Annotated in this window: 13 protein-coding genes; 7 read left to right on the top strand and 6 right to left on the bottom strand. The window is 61.0% G+C overall.

The genetic code is table 11. From position 1 onward, the window contains the following. The coding region (locus FQ185_RS31240) for an IS3 family transposase (protein WP_346243103.1) at positions 1-77 on the top strand (77 nt) is incomplete at its 5' end. 56 nt (positions 78-133) lie between these two features. Here the strand turns inward: FQ185_RS31240 and FQ185_RS27510 are convergent. Further along, on the bottom strand, positions 134-1063 hold the full coding sequence (locus FQ185_RS27510) for an NAD-dependent epimerase/dehydratase family protein (protein WP_149420177.1): 930 nt from the start codon (positions 1061-1063) through the stop codon (positions 134-136). Continuing rightward, positions 1056-1940, bottom strand: a complete 885-nt coding sequence (locus tag FQ185_RS27505) for a sugar nucleotide-binding protein (protein ID WP_149420176.1) — start codon at positions 1938-1940, stop codon at positions 1056-1058. The genes FQ185_RS27510 and FQ185_RS27505 overlap by 8 nt, the downstream gene beginning before the upstream one ends. A gap of 309 nt (positions 1941-2249) precedes the next feature. Between FQ185_RS27505 and FQ185_RS27500 the strand changes: the two genes are divergently transcribed. After that, a complete protein-coding gene (locus FQ185_RS27500; protein WP_149420175.1) occupies positions 2250-6566 on the top strand; it encodes a DNA glycosylase AlkZ-like family protein in 4317 nt (1438 codons plus the stop codon). A gap of 13 nt (positions 6567-6579) precedes the next feature. Here FQ185_RS27500 and FQ185_RS27495 read toward each other — a convergent pair whose 3' ends face one another. Then, positions 6580-8709, bottom strand: a complete 2130-nt coding sequence (locus tag FQ185_RS27495; protein WP_149420174.1) for a mechanosensitive ion channel family protein — start codon at positions 8707-8709, stop codon at positions 6580-6582. A 255-nt stretch (positions 8710-8964) separates the two neighbouring features. On the opposite strand from FQ185_RS27495, the gene FQ185_RS30770 reads away from it, so the two are divergent. The 5 genes from FQ185_RS30770 to FQ185_RS27475 all read left to right on the top strand — a co-directional run bounded on the left by FQ185_RS30770 (position 8965) and on the right by FQ185_RS27475 (position 13295). After that, complete coding sequence (locus FQ185_RS30770; protein ID WP_256730512.1) at positions 8965-9099, top strand: hypothetical protein; 135 nt, start codon at positions 8965-8967, stop codon at positions 9097-9099. 210 nt (positions 9100-9309) lie between these two features. Beyond that, positions 9310-10236, top strand: a complete 927-nt coding sequence (locus FQ185_RS27490; protein WP_149420173.1) for a DUF72 domain-containing protein — start codon at positions 9310-9312, stop codon at positions 10234-10236. Then, entirely contained in the window at positions 10233-11030 is a 798-nt protein-coding gene (locus tag FQ185_RS27485) for an endonuclease/exonuclease/phosphatase family protein (protein ID WP_149420172.1), read from the top strand. The genes FQ185_RS27490 and FQ185_RS27485 overlap by 4 nt, the downstream gene beginning before the upstream one ends. Beyond that, positions 11027-12322 (top strand): cardiolipin synthase ClsB, encoded by a 1296-nt coding sequence (gene clsB / locus FQ185_RS27480; RefSeq protein ID WP_149420171.1) that lies wholly within the window; start codon positions 11027-11029, stop codon positions 12320-12322. The genes FQ185_RS27485 and clsB overlap by 4 nt, the downstream gene beginning before the upstream one ends. Next, entirely contained in the window at positions 12309-13295 is a 987-nt protein-coding gene (locus FQ185_RS27475) for a lysylphosphatidylglycerol synthase domain-containing protein (RefSeq protein WP_149420170.1), read from the top strand. Before clsB ends, FQ185_RS27475 begins: the two co-directional genes overlap by 14 nt. Before the next feature lie 32 nt (positions 13296-13327). Here the strand turns inward: FQ185_RS27475 and FQ185_RS27470 are convergent, their stop codons facing one another. The 3 genes from FQ185_RS27470 to FQ185_RS27460 all read right to left on the bottom strand — a co-directional run bounded on the left by FQ185_RS27470 (position 13328) and on the right by FQ185_RS27460 (position 16384). Continuing rightward, complete coding sequence (locus tag FQ185_RS27470; RefSeq protein ID WP_149420169.1) at positions 13328-14086, bottom strand: S9 family peptidase; 759 nt, start codon at positions 14084-14086, stop codon at positions 13328-13330. Then, complete coding sequence (locus FQ185_RS27465) at positions 14076-15185, bottom strand: DUF3182 family protein (RefSeq protein ID WP_149420168.1); 1110 nt, start codon at positions 15183-15185, stop codon at positions 14076-14078. The genes FQ185_RS27470 and FQ185_RS27465 overlap by 11 nt, the downstream gene beginning before the upstream one ends. A 203-nt stretch (positions 15186-15388) precedes the next feature. Next, positions 15389-16384, bottom strand: a complete 996-nt coding sequence (locus tag FQ185_RS27460; RefSeq protein ID WP_149420167.1) for a GlxA family transcriptional regulator — start codon at positions 16382-16384, stop codon at positions 15389-15391. Positions 16385-16391: the final 7 nt, after the last annotated feature.

The raw sequence follows: 16391 nt of genomic DNA, 5'->3' as shown, positions 1-16391 counted from the left end.
ACAATCACTCGCGTATCAGACTGAAGCTAAACGGCCTGAGTCCTGTTGAATACAGAACTCAGGCCGCTCAGGCATAGATGGGTAAACGTCCAACTTTGTGGGGTCAGTTCAGAGCGTGGGAACGATCTTGACCTCAGCGTCCCAGCAACCGCGCCAGACCGACACTCATCGGTGTCTGCTCAGGGTAGGTAAAACGCTCGAGCAATCGCTGGTTGTTCGCCCGCGAATGTCGAATGTCACCGGAGCGCGCCGGGCCGTAGCTGATCGGCGGCAACTTCCCGACCACTGCTTCGAGTGCTTCAAGCATTTGCTTGAGAGTGGTCGCCTGATTCCAGCCGACATTGACCGCGCCGACTTCGACCTGCGGCTTCTCGATGGCTTGCACCAGCAGGTCGACCAAATCCTCGACGTACACAAAATCACGAGTCTGCTCGCCGTCGCCAAACACGGTGATCGGCAGGCCTTTCTGCGCGCGTTCGCTGAAAATGCTGATCACCCCGGAATACGGCGAGGACGGATCCTGGCGAGGGCCGAAGATGTTGAAGAAGCGGAAAACGACCGGTTCCAGACCGTGCTGGCGACGGTAGAAATCGAAGTAATGTTCACTGGCCAACTTGTCCGAAGCGTATGGCGTCAGCGGTGCCTTGGGCGTGTCTTCGTCAATCGACTGCCCTTCGCCATTGTTGCCGTAGACCGCCGCACTGGAAGCGAACAGCACCCGTTTTACACCGACCTGACGCATGGCTTCGCAGACATTCAGCGAGCCGATGAAATTGCTCTGGTGAGTCTTCACCGGATCATCCACCGAGGCTTGCACCGACGCCACGGCAGCCAGATGCGCGACAGCGCTGCAGCCGACCATCGCCCGTGCCACCAACGCAGCATCGGCGACGTCGCCCAAAATCAGCTCGACCTTGGGATTGTCCAGCGCCAGGTTGCTGCGTTTGCCGGTGGACAGATCATCGAGAATCCGCACCGAATGGCCCTTGGCGAGCAAGGCGTCAGTGAGATGCGAGCCGATGAAACCGGCACCACCGGTGATTAAAACGGGACCGTCAGCCATGGCGATAGAACCTGTCCAGTAAGCTCGGGAGTGCAGCACGCCAGGCGCGCGGTTTGATCCCGAAAGTGTGCAGAATTTTCTTGCAGGCCAGCACCGCATGTTGCGGTTCTTCGGCAGCATCCGGGCGCGCAGCGTGAGCCTGGGCGGTCGGCGCTTCGATGGCCAGCGGATGCAGGCTGCGCGCTTCAGTGAGGATAGCTTGCCCCAGCGCCAGCGGCGTAGTCGCCTCATGCCCGGCGTAATGGTAGGTGCCCCACAACGGCGCTGAGCAATCAAGTTGCTTGAGCACCGAAATGATGACCCGGGCGGCGTCATCCACCGGTGTCGGGTTGCCCCGACGGTCATCAGCCATCAGCAATTCTTCAGGTTGTTCGGCGCGACCGAGGAAACGCCCGAGGGTGCCATCCGGGCTGTCATCGAGCAGCCAGCCAAAACGCAGCAGCACGTGTTGCGGGCAAGTGGCACGCACGCTCTGTTCGATCCGCCATAAGGCCTGACCACGCAGACCCAACGGCACCGGTTCGTCTTTTTCGCTGTAGGCGGTCGCCCGGGAGCCGTCGAATACTCGATAGCTCGAAGGTTGCAGCAAAACGATATTGTGATGCTGGCACAGTTCGGCCAGACGCTCGATCGCCCGCTCCTGCCCGGCCAGACGCTGTTCGCTGACCGTCTCCGCCTGGAACCAGTCGAAGTAGTAGGCGAGATTAATCAGCGCGTCCGGACGGGTATCGTCGAGCAGCTGCGTCAGGCTCGCGGCATCCCAGCCGTCTTGCGGTGGGCGGGGGGCGAGGAAGCCGATGTCTTCTTCCGCACCGAGGCGAATCAGCGCCTGCCCAAGGGCATTTCCGCCGCCCAGTAACATAAGGCGCATTCGCATAGAGTCAGCAGGCCCAGTCTGATTGGAACAATGGTTTTATCGACAGCGCCCACGGGCGATGCCGTTGATAGTTGCCGGAATCGTTGCATTTTGCGGGTTTAATGCGCAACCGTCATCCGTAAAGTGCAGATCCCTGAGATATGCGCCGCCTGTACCGGCCCCTTCGCGAGCAGGCTCGCTCCCACAGGGGATCTGCGGTGTACACAAATCCGTTGTGGGAGCGAGCCTGCTCGCGAAGGGGCCCTAAAGGGCGGCGAAGGTCTTGAGCGGTACTTGCATCTTCCCCGACTCGCCCGCATAAATCAGGACATGAATTTGCCAATCCCAACGGACAGCGCCCTGGCAAGCTTCCACCCCGCCGTCAGCGCCTGGTTCAGCAACACCTTCCCGACGGTCACCGCCGCCCAAGCCCGGGCGTGGCCGTTGATCCGCCAACACCGCTCGACGTTGATCGCCGCGCCCACCGGCTCCGGCAAAACCCTCACTGCGTTTCTCGCGGTCATTGACGATCTGGTCCACCGTGGTCTGGAAACTGAAGACGGGCTGCCGGACGAAACCCTGGTGGTCTACGTTTCGCCGCTCAAGGCCTTGTCCAACGACATACAGATCAACCTGCAAAACCCGCTGGCCGGGATCACCGAGCAGTTGCGCGTGATGGGCCTGCCGCCATTGCAGATCAATACGGCCGTGCGCACCGGAGATACGCCGCAAAAAGACAGATCTGCAATGCGCAAGACTGCGCCGCACATTCTGGTGACCACTCCAGAATCGCTTTATGTACTGCTCGGTTCCGACTCCGGCCGGCAGATGCTCAGCACTGCGCGCACGGTCATCGTCGACGAAATCCACGCGATCGCCGCCAGCAAACGCGGCAGCCACCTGGCCCTGAGCCTCGAACGCTTGCAAGCGCTGTGCGCGCAACCGCTGATGCGCATCGGCCTGTCCGCCACGCAAAAGCCCATCGAGGCGGTATCGCGTTTTCTGGTGGGTCGCGACCGCCCTTGCGAAATCATCGACATCGGCCACGCCCGTCCGCGCGACCTGGACATCGAAGTACCGCCCGTGCCGTTGTCGGCGGTGATGGCCAACGACGTTTGGGAGCTGGTCTACGACCGCCTCGCCGTCCTCGCCCGGGAACACCGGACCACGCTGATCTTCGTCAATACCCGACGCCTGGCCGAACGCCTGAGCCGCCATTTGAGCGAACGTCTGGGCAAGGACACGGTGGCCGCGCACCACGGCAGTCTGGCCAAGGAATTTCGCCTCGACGCCGAACAAAGGCTCAAGCGCGGCGAGCTGCAAGTGTTGATCGCCACGGCGTCGCTGGAACTGGGCATCGACATCGGCGACGTGGATCTGGTCTGCCAGATTGCCTCGCCGCGTTCGATTGCCGGTTTTCTGCAACGGGTCGGCCGCTCCGGGCACCAGGTCGGCGGCACACCCAAAGGCCGGTTGTTCGCCACCACCCGCGACGACCTGATTGAATGCGCCGCCCTGCTCGACTGCGTGCGGCGTGGCGAACTCGACACCTTGCTGATTCCCAAGGCACCACTGGACGTACTGGCCCAGCAGATCATCGCCGAGGTCAGTTGCCAGGAATGGCAGGAGCAGGCGCTGCTGGAGATGTTCCGCAACGCCTCGCCCTACAGCGAGCTCGACGAAAAACACTATCAGGCGCTGTTGCAGATGCTCGCCGAGGGCTACAACGGTCGCCAGGGCATCCGCAGCGCTTACCTGCACCGCGACGCTGTGACCCGCACCCTGCGCGGTCGCCGGGGCGCCAAACTGACCGCTGTGACCAGCGGCGGGACCATCCCGGACAACGCCGATTACAGCGTTTTGCTGGAGCCCCAAGGGCTGAACATCGGCAGCGTCAACGAAGATTTTGCAGTGGAAAGCATCGCAGGCGATGTCTTCCAGTTGGGCAATACGTCTTACCGAATCCTGCGGGTTGAAACCGGCAAAGTCCGGGTCGAAGACGCTCAGGGCCAACCGCCAACCATTCCATTCTGGCTCGGTGAAGCGCCGGGGCGTAGCGCCGAACTGTCGTTCGCCGTGGCCCGCCTGCAAGCGCAGCTCGATGACCTGCTCGGCGCCACGCCGGGCAACTTGCAGCCAAGCCTCGACTGGCTGACCGATACCCTGGGCCTGAACCTCGCCAGCGCCGAACAACTGGTGGAGTATCTCGCCCGTGCGCGCCTGGCCCTCGGTGCCTTGCCGTCGCAAGACACGCTGCTGATGGAGCGGTTTTTCGATGAGTCCGGCGGCACGCAACTGATCATTCACACGCCGTTCGGCAGCCGCATCAATCGCGCCTGGGGCCTGGCCCTGCGCAAGCGGTTTTGCCGCACCTTCAACTTCGAATTGCAGGCCGCTGCCAGCGAAGACGCGATCGTGCTGTCGCTGTCCACCAGCCACAGTTTCGAGCTCGAGGACGTCTGGCGTTACTTGCACAGCAACAGCGCCGAACACACCCTGATTCAAGCGGTGCTCGACGCGCCGCTGTTCGGCGTGCGCTGGCGCTGGAATGCCGGGGTCGCGCTGGCGCTGCCGCGTTATACCGGCGGACGAAAAGTCGCGCCGCAGATCCAGCGGATGAAAAGCGAAGACCTGATCGCCAGCGTGTTCCCCGACCAGATCGCCTGCGTGGAAAACCTCGCCGGCGAGCGCGAGATTCCCGACCATCCACTGATAGAACAAACCCTCGACGACTGCCTGCACGACGCCATGGACAGCGAAGGCTGGCTGGCGTTGTTGCGGCGCATGGAACGTGGCGAGGTCCGCCTGATCAGCCGCGACCTGCCGGCACCCTCGCCGCTCGCGGCGGAAATCCTCAGCGCCCGGCCCTACACCTTTCTCGACGACGCGCCGCTGGAAGAGCGCCGCACTCAAGCCGTGCTCAATCGCCGCTGGAGCGATCCGCAGTCCACCGACGACCTCGGTGCATTGGATACGGAAGCCATTCAAGCCGTGCGCGACGAAGCCTGGCCAACGCCCACCGGCGTCGATGAAATGCATGAGGCGTTGATGAGCCTGGCGTGCATCACCGATGCCGAGGCTCAAGCCAATCCCCATTGGCCAGAATGGCTGAACAATCTCGCCGACAGCGGTCGCGCCAGCCGTTTGCAGATCAATGCCAGGCAATCGCTGTGGCTGGCACTGGAGCGGCTGACGTGCCTGCGGGCGATTTACCCGCAAGCCACGTTGCTGCCGCCATTGGAGGCATTGCCAGGTTTCGATGAAGTCTGGGAGCCGGACGAAGCCGTCCTGGAAATGATCCGCGCAAGGCTCAGCGCCTTCGGTCCGTTACCGCTGAAGGCGATTACCGATCCCCTCGGTTTGCCGGTGACTCAAGTCACCCAAGCGCTTGCCCAACTGGAACGCGAAGGTTATGTGCTGCGCGGCCAATTCACACCCGGCACGGGTGAGGAAGAATGGTGCGAACGGCATTTGCTGGCGCGAATTCATCGCTACACGGTCAAGCGTCTGCGGCGGGAAATCGAGCCGGTGGCGTTGCAGGATTTCATGCGTTTTCTGTTTGACTGGCAACATCTTTCCGCCGCCACTCAGGGTCAGGGCAGCGCGGTGTTGCCGGCGATCATCGGCCAGTTCGAAGGCTACCCCGCCGCCGCTTCCGCCTGGGACAGCGACATTTTGCCGGCGCGCATCAAAGGCTATTCGGCGAGTTGGCTCGATGAGTTGTGCCGCAGCGGCAAACTGGTCTGGACTCGATTAACCGCGCGCAACAAAAGCGCCAGCACGGCGCTGCGCAGTACGCCGATTCTGCTATTGCCACGCAGTCAGGTCCGATTGTGGAGCAGCTTGACTGAGCAGACGCCGGTCAGCGAACTGTCGCCGAAAACGCAAAAGGTGTATGAAGCACTCAGCCAACACGGCGCGCTGTTTTTCGATGAGCTGATTCACGAGGCTCACTTACTGCGCTCGGAACTGGAAATCGCCTTGCAGGAATTGGTCGGCGCCGGGCTGGTGAACGCCGACAGTTTTGCCGGCCTGCGAGCGCTGATTACCCCCGCCAGCAAACGGCAGAATCGCAGCAGCCGGCGCGGACGCGGGGCGTTTGTTGGCGGGATGGACGATGCCGGGCGCTGGGCTCTGTTGCGACGCGGGACTGTCGCGCCGGTTGTGGATAACAAACGCCCGGCGCCTACGCCCGGCGACACCCTTGAACATATCGCCATGACCTTGCTGCGCCGCTACGGCGTGGTGTTCTGGCGTTTGCTGGAGCGTGAGGCGGATTGGTTGCCGAGCTGGCGGGAATTGTTGCGCACTTTCCATCGGCTGGAGGCGCGTGGGGAGATTCGCGGTGGGCGGTTCGTCAGTGGTTTGGCGGGTGAGCAGTTTGCGCTGCCCGAGGCGATTCCGTTACTTCGCGAAGTGCGACGACGGCCTCAGGACGGGAGTTTGATCGCGGTGTGCGGGGTTGATCCGCTGAACCTCGCCGGTACGCTGCTGCCCGGCGCAAAGGTGCCAGCGTTGGCGAGCAATCGGTTGGTGTATCGCGATGGACTACCCGCCGCCGCCGAAATCGCCGGCAAGCAGGTTTTTTGGTTGGAGCTGGATCAGCAATCGACTACCGAGTTGCACGACAAACTCACCCGTCACTGATCGGTTGCGTGGGTTATTGGGTTCTCGGCTGATCCGGCAGAAACACCGATGAATGCTCCGATGCAAGCCCATCGCTTTGCGGCGGCTCAACAGCCTGTCTTGGCATCAAAACCTGCTGTGGATAAGTCTGCGCGAAATGCACCCACGGGCTGTTATCCACAAGCTTTTTCAAGCGCTGGTTGAACGCCCTGCTCACCGCGTACTGCCCGCCCGATACCGTGCGGAACTGCGCCGTCAGCACCACGCCGTTGAGGTCCATTTTGTCGACGCCGAACACGTCCAGCGGTCCTTGCAGGTTGTACTTGAGAAACGCATCGTCGCGGATCGAGTCCCCGGCCTCGCGGATCAGCTCGATAGCCTTGTCGACATCGGTGTCATAGGTGAACTGCACTGAGAAAAACGCATAGGCGAATTGCCGCGATTGATTGGTCACTGCCTTGATCTGGCCGAACGGTACCGAGTGCACGAACCCCTTGCCGTCGCGCAGGCGCAAGGTACGGATGGTCAGGCCCTCAACAGTGCCGGCGTGGCCGGAGTCGAGCACCACCCAATCACCAATCGACAGGGTGTCCTCGATGATGATGAACAACCCGGTGATCACATCCTGCACCAGTTGCTGGGAACCGAAGCCGATCGCCAGCCCCACGACACCGGCACCGGCCAGAAACGGTGCAACGTTAATCCCCAGATTGGCCATGGTGGTGATTGCGCAGATCACCACCAGGATGATTTTTATCGCGTTACGCAGCAGCGGCAGGATGGTTTTGATCCGGGTACTGGGCTGGCGCGCCGAGCGCTTGCTGACGGGTGGTTTCAGGGCTTCCTGAATCGCCGTGTCCAACACCACCCAGACCATCCACGTCACCAGGAAAATCAGACCGATGCGGCTCAAGGAATCACTGATCGCCCGACCGACCGAATTGCGCACCGCAAATTCAAACAACGACACGCCCCAAATGCGCCCCAGGACGTCGATGAAAACAATCGCCAAGGCGATCCGCAGCAAGGCGTGCGAAAGGCTGAGAAAGCGCTCTTTGTAGGCACTGCTGCGGCGCACGACCACCTCACTGCGCGACTTGAACAGGTGATGAAGCGACGTGTTGAGGAACACCGTCGCAATCAGCAACACCGTAGTAAACAGCGCACAGCGCAGCACTTGCTGGTTGTCCTCGCCGATGCCGATCAGGTTGATCACCGACACCAGCACCATCAATAGAATCGGCCAGTACCAGAGCCCGGAAAAAATCCGCAGCATTTCACGCAAGGCCGGCTGACTGAGGCGCTGGGCCAACGGCAGAATGCGGATCAGATGGGCGACCGGACGGCGCATTTTGAACACCACAAGGCCGAAGGCTACCGAGGCCGCGACCCCGGTGAACACCGCGACACTGCTGGTGAGATTGCTGCCAAGCAGGCGGGCGATCTGCGGACTGGTCAAGGCGTCGCTCAGGGCCACGAGAAAGCCAATCAAAAACAGCGGCTGTGGGCTGAACTGACGAATAATCTGCACCGCCCGGCGCTTGTGCCCGGCGTTGAACAGCACCACCAGCGACAACAACAGCGACGCGGCAAAAATGCCGCTGCTGGTGGCATAGGCGAAACACAATGCCAGGGCCCGACCGGCGGACACCTGCAGAAAGTGGCTGACATACAGCGTCAGCGGCAGGCTGATCAGCGCCGGAACGGTGTACGGCAACACGTAATGCAGTAAGGCCTGACCGCGCTCGCGACTGAGCAGCAGGCGGTTCTGACACAGACGTTTGGCGAGCATCCCTCCCAGCAGCCAGAGCAGCGCAAAGACGCCAATCCATACGCCTGACAACAGCAGGAAATCCCCCGTCACGCTCCAGCTCGAACGCGCCGAGGGATGATTGACCAGTTTATCCACCTCATCGGCCGCACGGTCTGCACGCAGACGCCAGGCGTCCAGCAAGTCCTCGTTCAGATCGAGTTTGCCCTGGACTTGATCAATGCTCGAACTGATGGCCCCCAGCAGACCACCCTGCACCAGCGGTTCGGGGTGTGCCAAGGGTGTCCCCGTGGCGGGCGTCGCCGGTACGCCCGGTAGCGCGGCAGCCTCCAGTTCGTTGCTGATCGGAATCAGCAACGCCCCCAGTAGTATCGCGGTCGTGAACTTGAACAAACTCGGCGCTCCTGCGACTGGACTGTAAGGAACTGATCGGGAAATTGTAGGCAAGTTCGGTTTTGGACGTGAGATAGGCTTGAATCGATCGTTCCCACGCTCTGCGTGGGAACGATCAACCGTAGAGCAGGAACGATCACGCGTAGGAACGATCTTTGCGCACAGCTCAAATATCAAATGCCTATCCCCTATTTTTCCGCACAACCCAAACCCCGACACTGCGTTCCATCAATTAAACCCACCGGAGTTGCAGCCATGCCCATTGCCTTGCTCGCGCTGACCCTCAACGCCTTCGTTATCGTTGGCCTGTTACCGACCTTCGGCGCCGACCTCGGCAGCAGCCTGCCGTCCGCCAGCCTGCTGTCTACCCGAGTCGTCGCCTGTCACTAAACCTTGTGGGAGCGGGCTTGCCCGCGATGGCGGCGGCACATCCAGCGATGATGTAACTGACACACCGGTCGGCTCGCGCACCGCCACTCCCACAGGATCCGTTGTGATCCGTAGAGTGTGTGCCGTCCGTAGTCCCATCGAAACTTTCTCGCACACCCCGCAGTCATCAAAAGACAGGGGCTGTCCGAGGACCATTAGACGGGAGGCGACATGGCGGCGATTCACATCGGTATTTCAGGTTGGCGCTACACGCCCTGGCGGGGGGATTTCTACCCGAAGGGATTGACCCAAAAGCGCGAATTGCAATTCGCCTCGCGGGCCGTCAACAGCATCGAAATCAATGGATCGTTTTACGCCCTGCAACGGCCCGAACGTTACGCCCAGTGGTACACGGAAACCCCGGCGGGCTTCGTTTTCAGCGTTAAAGCGCCGCGTTTCATCACCCACATCAGGCGCCTGCGGGACATTCATAAACCCTTGGCGAACTTCTTCGCCTCCGGGGTGCTGGAGCTCAAGGAAAAACTCGGCCCGATCCTCGGGCAGTTTCCACCCAATTTCAAATTCGACGCCGAACTGTTCGAAAATTTTCTGGAGCAGTTGCCTCACGATACCGAACAGGCCGCCGCCCTCGCCCACCAGCATGATTCGCACGTGCACGGTCACGCCAGCATGAAGGCTTACAAAAAAAAACCTTTGCGCCATGCCGTGGAGATCCGGAACGAGAGCTTTGTCGACCCGGAGTTCGTCCGCCTGCTCAAACGCCACAACGCAGCCCTGGTCATCGCCGACACGGCGGGTAAATGGCCGTATCGCGAAGACGTCACCAGCGATTTCGTCTACCTGCGCCTGCACGGTGCCGAAGAACTCTACGCCAGCGGTTACACCCCCCAGGCGCTGAAACGCTGGGGTGACCGCATCGAGGCCTGGCACCACGGCAAGCAACCAAGCGACCCCCAGCTGATCGCGCCCCGGCAAAAGCCCAAGGCACGCAAGTCTCGCGAGGTGTTCTGCTATTTCGACAACGACATTAAAGTTCGCGCGCCCTTCGATGCCCGCCGTCTTCTGGAGCGGTTTCATCTGGATGAAGACCTCGCCACGCGCCCCGGCGAGCCCGCCGCTGAAGGAGTGCTGTCATGAGCATTCCTGAACCGGTCGGCACCACCGACGAGCAGCAACCGATCATCACCGCCGTGCGTCGCTTTACCGTGCTGACGGTCAACACCCACAAGGGGTTCACCGCGCTCAACCGGCGTTTCATCCTGCCCGAGCTGCGTGAGGCCGTGCGCAGTGTGTCGGCCGATGTGGTGTTTTTGCAGGAGGTCCACGGCACCCACGAGCATCATCCCCAGCGCTACACCAATTGGCCGGCGATGCCGCAGTACGAATTCCTCGCCGATACCCTGTGGCCGCAGTTCGCCTATGGCCGCAACGCGGTCTACCCGGCGGGTGATCACGGCAATGCGCTGCTGTCGAAATTCCAGATCATTCGCCACGACAACCTCGACGTTTCCATCAGCGGCCATGAGAACCGCGGCATCTTGCATTGCGTATTGCGCCTGCCCGGCGACGGCCAGGAAGTGCATGCCATTTGCGTCCATCTGGGCCTTCGCGAAACCCACCGGATTGAACAACTCAAGCTGCTGGCCCGTCGTTTGGAAGAACTGCCGAGCGATGCACCGGTGATCGTCGCCGGCGACTTCAACGACTGGCGCCAGCGCGCCGATGCTCTGCTCAAACCCTGTGGTTTACGGGAGGTTTTTGCCGAACTCCACGGCAATCCGGCGCGCAGTTTTCCAGCGCGTTTGCCAGCGTTGCGTCTTGACCGCATCTACGTGCGCAACCTCAAGGCCAGTCATCCGAAAGTGCTGGCGGCACGGCCCTGGTCACACCTTTCCGACCACGCACCGCTATCGGTGGAGATCGAGCTATGAACAGCCCATCGATAGAAAAAGCCCCCGTGGAACACCTGACCACGAACCCGCCGCGCCATGAGCCCGGGGTGGTCGATGTCGAGTACGGCTGGCAGGGCAACAACCGCGTCGAGCTGCTGGAAAACGGTGAAGCTTTTTTCCCCCGGGTATTCGAGGTCATGCGCCAGGCAAAGAGCGAAATCCTCCTGGAAACCTTCATTGTGTTTGAGGACAAGGTGGGTGATGAGCTACAGAAAGTGCTCATCGACGCCGCTCAACGTGGCGTGCGGATCACCGCCAGTCTTGATGGTTTTGGCTGCGGCGAATTGAGCACGGGATACCTCGCTGCCCTGAGCGAGGCCGGCGTGCACATCCAGATTTTCGATCCGGCGCCAAAGCATCTGGGCATCCGCACCAACTGGTTCCGCCGCCTGCACCGCAAGATCGTGGTGGTCGATGGCGAGATCGCGTTCGTCGGCGGGATCAACTTTTCCGCCGACCATTTGGCCGATTTCGGCCCCGAGGCCAAGCAGGATTATTCCGTTGAAGTGCAAGGTCCCGCGGTGGCCGACATCCATCACTTCGCGCTGCTGCAAAGCGGTCGCCGCGCGAGGGCCAAATATTGGTGGCAGCGCAGGCGGCAACGGCGCGCGGAACTGGCGTTCAGCGATCACGACGGCCAGGTTCGGCTGGTGTACCGCGACAACGGTGAGCACCCGACCGATATCGAAGAGGTTTACCAGCAAGTGCTGCGCAGCGCCCGGCGGCGGGTGGTGATCGCCAACGCCTACTTCTTTCCGGGCTATCGGCTGCTGCGCGAGATCCGCAATGCCGCTCGCCGTGGCGTTGAAGTGCGGCTGATTTTGCAAGGTCAACCGGACATGCTGGTGGCCAAACTCGCCGCGCGCATGACCTACGACTACTTGCTCAAGTCGGGCGTAAAGATTTACGAATACTGCGACCGACCGCTGCACGGCAAGGTCGCGCTGGTGGACGAAGACTGGAGCACGGTCGGCTCCAGCAACCTCGACCCGCTGAGCCTGTCGATGAACCTGGAAGCCAACGTGTTGATCCGCGACCGGGCCTTCAACCGTGAACTGTTCGAACGCCTCGACGAACTGAGCAACAACCACTGCAAGGCCATGTCCGCAGACAAGTCCCCTCGCGGACGGGTCTGGCACATGACCATCGGCTTTCTGGTGTTTCACTTTCTGCGCCACTTCCCGGCGTGGGCCGGTTGGCTGCCGGCGCATAAGCCGCGCCTGAAACCCTTCACCCATCCAAGCGGGAGCGACAACCATGAGCCGCGCTGACGCCCCCTCGACAACCCACGCCGACAGCCCGGGCAAATCGCGCTGGAGCCGCTGGAAACGGCCGCTGACGATGTTGTTTTTTTTGGCGCTGATCGTGCTGTTCACGATGCTTGCCCAGCGGATCGAATGGAACGAAGTGTTCGAGACGCTGGCCGATTTCAAGGTACGCACGCTGATCATCGCGTCAGGTCTGACCTTGGTGAGTTTTCTGGTGTACGCCTGCTTCGACCTGATCGGCCGCACTTACATCCGCCAGGATTTGACCTGGAAGCAGATCCTGCCGGTCGGAATTATCAGCTACGCCTTCAACCTCAACCTGAGCGCCTGGGTCGGCGGCATCGCCATGCGCTATCGGCTGTATTCGCGACTCGGGGTGAGCAAAAGCAACATCGCGAAAATCCTCGGGTTGAGCCTGGCGACTAACTGGTTCGGTTACATGGTGATTGCCGGCACTGTGTTCAGCAGCGGGCTGGTGCGGATGCCGCCAGGGTGGAAGTTGAGCAGCGGGTCGTTGCAAGTGGTGGGGGTGTTGTTGCTGCTGGTGAGTGCCGGGTATCTGGCGGCGTGTCAGTTTTCCAAGCGTCGGGTGTGGGCGATACGCGGGGTGGAAATCAACCTGCCGTCGCTGCGTATGGCGGTCCTGCAATTGGCGCTCGGGGCGCTGAACTGGTCGCTCATGGCCGCGGTGATTTTCACCCTGCTGCCGAGCAAGCTGGACTATCCGCTGGTACTGGGTGTGCTGCTGATCAGCGCGATCGCCGGGGTCATCACGCACATTCCTGCCGGGCTTGGGGTGTTGGAGGCGGTGTTCGTGGCGCTGCTGCAGCATGAAGCCTCGCGGGGGAGTCTGGTGGCGGGGTTGCTGGCTTATCGTGCGATCTATTTCATCTTGCCGCTGCTGATTACGGTGGTGATGTATTTGATTGTGGAGGCCAAGGCCAAGTCGTTGCGGATCCAGAAGAAACCCAAGTGATGGTTGTGTTTGTGAGGACGCCATCGCACAGTTCAGCTCGATTGAATAATGCTCAACCGCTCACCCACCACCATCTCGGTTATCCAGTCCACCAGGATCGAGGTGTACGCTTGTTGCGAAATGGGGGTACTCAATGCGTGATCGGAACCGTCGATGATGCGGTGAGTCAGGGAGTGGGTCTGCTGACAGGCCGCGCGGTAACTCATGATGGTTGAGTGGGGCACATAGTCGTCGGTCTCGGACTCCACCAGCAGCACATCCCCGGTAAATTGCGAACAGGCATGCAGTGCTCGATTGCTGTCGGCGCGGACCAGCGTACTGCGGTAATCGCGTAAATCGACCTTGTCCAATTCACGCTTGGGCGTGTGCCACAAGTCGTCGCGATACAGCGCCGGCACCCGCAGCGCCAGCCAGCGAACCGGGCGCAACGAGGTCAGGATCGAGGCCAGATAACCGCCATAACTGGTGCCGACCACGGCAATCGCCGACGTGTCGAGCGCCGGGTGCGCAAGCAAGCGGTCATATGCGGCCAGAAGGTCGCGCAGGTTATCTTCACGGGTTACGCGCGACAACGGAATTCCGGTCCCGCCAGTGTGCCCGCGCAAATCGAAGGTCAGGCATACGCAACCCAACCCGGCGATGCCTTTGGCTCGCTCCAGATCCCGCTCCTGACTACCGCCCCAGCCGTGCACAAATAGCACACCGGGGACTTTCGATTTGGGGCTGAGAAAAGTCCCGCTCATCTGTTCATCATCGATGTCGATCTGAATGGTTTCACTTCTAGCCGTCATAGGATTTAACCGTTACGTACTTGAGAAGAAAGTCACTGCTTTGCGCCGGCCCGCGGTACACCTCGATAGCGTCCGCCGGCAGCGGTTGATCGGTGTAGGTCTCCACCGAAGAGACGCGAATCGCGCGCATCCCCGGATCATTGACGAAGCTCTGCAAGGCTGCTACTTCGGCGCTGCTGGCACCGCCCATGCGCCAGGATTGTTCGAGCACACCGCTGCGTTGCTTGCCGTTACTGGCCAGGCCTTGGGCGATGTCATAGTTGCGCCGCGAGGCGTAGAAACCGGGATAGGCTTCATCCGCTGCATTGTCGAATACCTGTGCCTGCTGGATCGCCAACCGCACATCGTCAGGCAGTTCCAACTCAAGCAGGTCGTCGTAATAACCCTGCACCACCAACAGATTGGAACCTCCATAAACCTGCTCGCCCTGACCGTCGTTGGTCAAGTATTGATCACCGCAATAACTCAGCACCTTGTCGCCGAAAAAGCTCTGGCCGACGCTGTGGGTGATGACCTGGTCCAGGTCCTGTTCCAGCACCACGCCTTCGGTGAACAGCTTTTTGGCATCGGGCCTGGCGAGAATGGCATCGAACTGGTCGAGATTTTTGATCACTTCCTGACCGCGCCCGGCGCAGGCGTGAATCGGCTTGATGCGAATCGGCCCGCTGTAGAGCAGGTGTTCCGCCGCGGGACGTGCATCGTCGAGGGAAAAAACGCTGAGACCGTCGAGCACCACGTTACGCACTCGCTCGGAAAACAGCGGCGCCCAGCCGTCGGGGGCAAAAGCATACCTGTTCAGCAACCCGTGGCTAATGGCTTTGGTGCAGATGAAATCATGATCGACATAACCGCCCCACAAATCTTCCGGCCCCTTCACCCCGAGTTTCCGGGCGGCCACCACGCCGACCAGGGTTTGCGTCGGTAACAGGTAAAGGTCTCGATCGTTGTGAAGTTCGGGGTCAAAACTGCCGCCGTATTTGAGCCCTAGAATGTGCGCCAGCCAGCGGGCCAGCGCGCGATTGGTTTCAACTTCGTGCAGCGGAGCTTCGGGGCACACCGAATGGGCGACCACCAGCTTCTTGCGGTTTGTTGGGGTCATGCATCCCCCTTCAATCTGCGCGTGATGAATGTAGTTGAGTGGGTGCAGAGATCAGGCCAAGGGTGGCTGAAAGGAAACGTTTTGCGAATCAGTCAGTTGCACAAAAAGTGATGGCAACAGGCCTGTCTTATTCTGCACGACCGCCTTCAAGACGCCGGCATTTTGCACGACTTCAACCTTTCGTTTGATCTGCTGTACTCTGACTACCGAGCAACAACTGCACTCGGTGTCACTCCGAACCGTGCCCGGTAATCACTCGGCGCCAGCCCGGTAATTTTCTTGAACGTCGTCCGAAATGCACTCGGGTCCTGATACCCCACGGTCCAGGCGATGTGATCGATGGTGCCATTGGTGAATTCGAGCATTTCCCGAGCCTTGCCGACCCGCAAATGCTGGCAGTACTCGGTGGGTTTGAGGCCGGTCGCCGCGCGGAATCGACGCAGGAATGTGCGTTCCTCCAGCGCTGCCCGTTCGGCCATCGAAGTCAGCGATACGTCGGTCGCGCCGGTGCTTTGCAGCCAATGCTGAACCTTGAGAATCGACGCATCGCCATGGCTGAGAATCGGTGAGAAATTGCTGCCGCACTCGCTCGCGCTGTCGCTGTGTTCCACCACCAGAAAACGCGCCGTGCCGGTGGCGATGCTCGGCCCCAGCAGACGATCGACCAGACGCAAACCCAGTTCAGACCAGGCCATCAACCCGGCAGTCGTAATCAGGTCGCCGTCGTCGACGATGGGCGTATCGGCCTTGAGTTTGATCGCCGGGTAACGCTCGGCAAACGATTTGGCCGAAGTCCAATGGGTGGTGGCGCTGCGACCGTCGAGCAGGCCACTTTCGGCCAGCAGGATCGAACCCACGCAAACGCCGCCGAGGGTTGCGCCATTAGCGTGTTGCTGACGAAGCCAGCGGATCAAACCCTGCGGAGCCTGACCTTCGGAAAAACCGGCGATCGATGGCGGGATCAACACCGCTACCAACGCGTTGTCCGGCCCCGAATGACTGTCGAAAACCCGCTCGGGCGCCTGATCGCCATCGACCTGCCAATGGCTGACCCGCAGTAGCGGTAACTGCGCCGTCTGATGCTCGGCGGCAATCCGGTTCGCCACTGCGAACAAGTCCGTCAGCCCGTGCACCGCGGCCATCTGCGCGCCGGGATAGATCAGCACGCCCAGCTCGGCGATTGATCTTTCTACGCCCATTGTCAGT

Source organism: Pseudomonas sp. ANT_H12B (genome assembly GCF_008369325.1).
Taxonomy (GTDB): Bacteria; Pseudomonadota; Gammaproteobacteria; order Pseudomonadales; family Pseudomonadaceae; genus Aquipseudomonas.
The sequence above is the reverse complement of the archived record's forward strand: the minus strand, read 5'-3'. Positions and strand labels throughout refer to the sequence as shown.

Excerpts from the sequence above, each read along its gene's own strand:
- FQ185_RS27485 (WP_149420172.1), top strand. The coding sequence starts at position 10,233 with ATGAGCATTCCTGAACCGGTCGGCACCACCGACGAGCAGCAACCGATC.
- FQ185_RS27475 (WP_149420170.1), top strand. The coding sequence starts at position 12,309 with ATGAGCCGCGCTGACGCCCCCTCGACAACCCACGCCGACAGCCCGGGC.
- FQ185_RS27460 (WP_149420167.1), bottom strand. The coding sequence starts at position 16,384 with ATGGGCGTAGAAAGATCAATCGCCGAGCTGGGCGTGCTGATCTATCCC.
- FQ185_RS27500 (WP_149420175.1), top strand. The coding sequence starts at position 2,250 with ATGAATTTGCCAATCCCAACGGACAGCGCCCTGGCAAGCTTCCACCCC.
- FQ185_RS27505 (WP_149420176.1), bottom strand. The coding sequence starts at position 1,940 with ATGCGAATGCGCCTTATGTTACTGGGCGGCGGAAATGCCCTTGGGCAG.
- FQ185_RS27465 (WP_149420168.1), bottom strand. The coding sequence starts at position 15,185 with ATGACCCCAACAAACCGCAAGAAGCTGGTGGTCGCCCATTCGGTGTGC.
- FQ185_RS27470 (WP_149420169.1), bottom strand. The coding sequence starts at position 14,086 with ATGACGGCTAGAAGTGAAACCATTCAGATCGACATCGATGATGAACAG.
- clsB (WP_149420171.1), top strand. The coding sequence starts at position 11,027 with ATGAACAGCCCATCGATAGAAAAAGCCCCCGTGGAACACCTGACCACG.
- FQ185_RS30770 (WP_256730512.1), top strand. The coding sequence starts at position 8,965 with ATGCCCATTGCCTTGCTCGCGCTGACCCTCAACGCCTTCGTTATCGTT.
- FQ185_RS27510 (WP_149420177.1), bottom strand. The coding sequence starts at position 1,063 with ATGGCTGACGGTCCCGTTTTAATCACCGGTGGTGCCGGTTTCATCGGC.
- FQ185_RS27490 (WP_149420173.1), top strand. The coding sequence starts at position 9,310 with ATGGCGGCGATTCACATCGGTATTTCAGGTTGGCGCTACACGCCCTGG.